This is a genomic window from Moraxella sp. CTOTU49803, from assembly GCF_032097965.1.
GTDB classification, from domain to species: domain Bacteria; phylum Pseudomonadota; class Gammaproteobacteria; order Pseudomonadales; family Moraxellaceae; genus Faucicola; species Faucicola tetraodonis.
In genome coordinates, this window is sequence record NZ_DAMCJP010000012.1 from 51053 (window position 1) to 53871 (window position 2819).

At 39.9% G+C, this 2819-nt stretch carries 3 protein-coding genes; 1 reads left to right on the top strand and 2 read right to left on the bottom strand.

From position 1 onward, the window contains the following. The coding region (locus tag RT422_RS10615) for an autotransporter outer membrane beta-barrel domain-containing protein (protein ID WP_313422234.1) at positions 1 to 1105 on the top strand (1105 nt) is incomplete at its 5' end. A gap of 102 nt (positions 1106 to 1207) precedes the next feature. On the opposite strand, the gene RT422_RS10620 is transcribed toward RT422_RS10615, so the two are convergent. After that, complete coding sequence (locus RT422_RS10620) at positions 1208 to 2029, bottom strand: 2OG-Fe(II) oxygenase (protein WP_060994930.1); 822 nt, start codon at positions 2027 to 2029, stop codon at positions 1208 to 1210. A gap of 207 nt (positions 2030 to 2236) precedes the next feature. Further along, positions 2237 to 2819 (bottom strand): hypothetical protein (locus tag RT422_RS10625; RefSeq protein ID WP_313422235.1); only part of this gene is annotated, 583 nt, incomplete at its 5' end.

The window sequence follows — 2819 nt, forward strand, 5'->3', positions numbered from 1 at the left end:
AAAAGAGACTAGCGCCTTTGTAGACGCTGTCAAGCAAAATAACAACCTTTCGTCAGAAAGTTTGGCAAAAGTTTTAGATAAAGCTATCGATACTAAAATTGCCACCGGCAACAGTGTATTAGCGGATAATCTAATTAATAAAACGTTGAATTTTAGTCAGGTTGAACTATCTCAAACAGCGAGTCAGTTGCAGCCTTTATTTATGGGCTCAATCAACCGCATAATTACTGACAGCAATAATTTAGCTCTTGACGCTATTCACGACTCAACTATCAGCCGTGAACGTAATGTTTGGGCAAAAGCCATTGGCACTCAATCTACAAAAGATCATAAGGGTAGCTTAGTAGGTTATGATAATAAGGATACTGGCGTTATCGTAGGTAGTGATATTCCATTGAATGACAAACTGAATTTGGGATTAGCTGTCTCTTATATCAACAGTGATGCTGATACCAATGGACATACGATCAATCATGAGATGAAAGCGGACTCTCTACAAGTTTTAGGCTATGCTGACTACCAAGCGACGCCTGAGACTAAAGCTAATTTCCATGTAGGCGCTGGTCAAAGTGATATTAAAGGTAAACGTCACATTGGATTTGCAAATGCAACTGCCGAGGCTGATTATAATGCTAATACCTTACAAGCAGGGATAGGATTAAGCCATCGTATTGGTACTGAGCAAAGAAACATTACGCCATTTGCGCAGTTTAATTATGCTCAGGTCAAATCAGACGCTTATAATGAAACCGGTGCTGGTGCGTTTAACCTTGCAGTTGAAAAGCAAAATTATAACAGTATGCGCTCAACGCTTGGGGTAAATCTATCACAGCCTATTGGGCAAAAGGTTTCTTTGACAGGGACGCTTGCAGGTGCAATCGAAAATGGCGATCCACGCACAGATATCACAGCAAGTTTTGTTGATACGCCTAACAGTCGTTTCACTACGCTGGGTCAAGAAGTAGGACGTGAAGTTGGTGTTGCAGGTGTTGGGTTGAGTTATAAACCAACAGCCAATACTAGCATTTCTGCTAACTACACCGGTGAATGGCGTAAAAATTATGACAACCAAGGGGTGTCATTGGTATTCACAAGTAAGTTCTAACAATAACAAGTCAATAAAAAAACCGACCTAGGTCGGTTTTTTTATTGAATGACTAAGGTTAAATTATTTGACCGTTAGCTTAGTCAATTTTTTGCAGTCGTCTTAACCATAAGGATACTGGCGCAACCATTTTGTGGCAATGTATTTGGTACCTGTAATAACAGGCACGCTTGAATGCAAAGATAAGGGGTCAGGATTGTTATTCAATAAAATATTACTAAAATATAATGCCATTCCCTCTTTCGGACGGATCTCGCAGTTAGCACTTGGAAAACGAGTGGCACCCCCGCTTTCTACGTCTGATAAATAGGTTAAAAAAGTAGCAACGCGCTGTCCACCAATTTCAATGGCTTTTTGTCCACCTGCTTTAGTGGTATCAAAGAAGTCAAAATGAGGTTTATATTCTCCTCCCGAATGATAACGCAGTATTTGTAAGCCTTCGCCATTGTCAATTGGAAAATTAAGCACCTGAGCAATTCTATTTTCAAGCAAAGAAATAATGGCATTTTCTTGACGTTGAAAGACGGCGTTCATGCTTGTGCGTTCTGTGGTTGTAAAGTATTCACCAGTTTGAGCATTGACCACGGTTGCGGTTTGGAATTTGTCTTCAGCACAGGCGATCAGTTGTTGACACTCTTCATGTGATAAGAAGTTGTCGAATACAACGACCTTAGGAGCTTGAGCAGTAAAGATGATTGGAATGCGCCTGTTGTCAATATCAATAAAGTTTTTACTAAGGTCAATTTGGGGATGCTTAATGTCAATCTGGTAGTTTTTTAATAAATCACCCACTGCTATATGATAACCATGTTGCTCAAGGGTTTTTGCTAGTGTGGTAATTTCTACACCGTTACTAATATTTGTGTTAAGCCAATCATTCCATTCTTGGGTTAAATGTGGATTTAGGTAGGAAGTAGTAGTCATAGAGAACCTAAGAGTTAATATTTTGTTTATAGCAATTAATTAAATAGAGAACTGCGGATATTATAAACTAAAGTTCAAATTTCGTTTATGACTCTTAGTGTTAAACTTCGCCCATCTTTGGTTATGTTAAATAGCATATCCAATAACCAATCTGGCTGAAATCAAAAGAAATTGAATTATGCAAGATAAATAATGATGAATAAAATTCTAAATCCCAAACCCTCTAAACGGCTCATGTCTTAGCTCTTTATCTTTTTCCAACTTTTTAGCGGTCAGCGTTAATTGGGCATACCCCGACAAATCATACGGATGGCTGCTGACATAAGATTCTGCCTGCCGCTGGTTCATCTTGTGTTGCTTACCATCAGAGTCCATCGAATACAACGTCCCTTCCTTGGCATACCCCACCACCTGCTGTTTTAACCTGTCAAATAACTTCTTGAACAACTCGATCACGGCTTTAACAACGGCTGAAACTGTGCCAACGACTGTGCCAAAGTCGTTTGATGCTGTTTTAAATTGCTGAGCGTCGTGGTCATATCCTGTTTTAAGCAGGTGAGCTCGTCGATTAAATTTTCTAAGTCTTGCTGTTCGCTGCTCTGCTGTTTCAGTGAGTCCTGCAATGTCTTCACCGATGCCTGTAAGCTGTTGATTGACTTTTCGATGTCGCTGTCGCCGTCGGGTTGTATGCTCTGCAATTTGCTCAAGGCTTGCTGTATCTTCTCCTGCAATTTTTGAAATTCTTCTCGTCCTTTTTTCAGTGTTGCTATCTCGGATTTCTGTAGCTTGT

Bases quoted from the DNA above. Each gene is read 5' to 3' on its own strand.
- RT422_RS10620 (WP_060994930.1), bottom strand. From the start codon at position 2,029: ATGACTACTACTTCCTACCTAAATCCACATTTAACCCAAGAATGGAAT.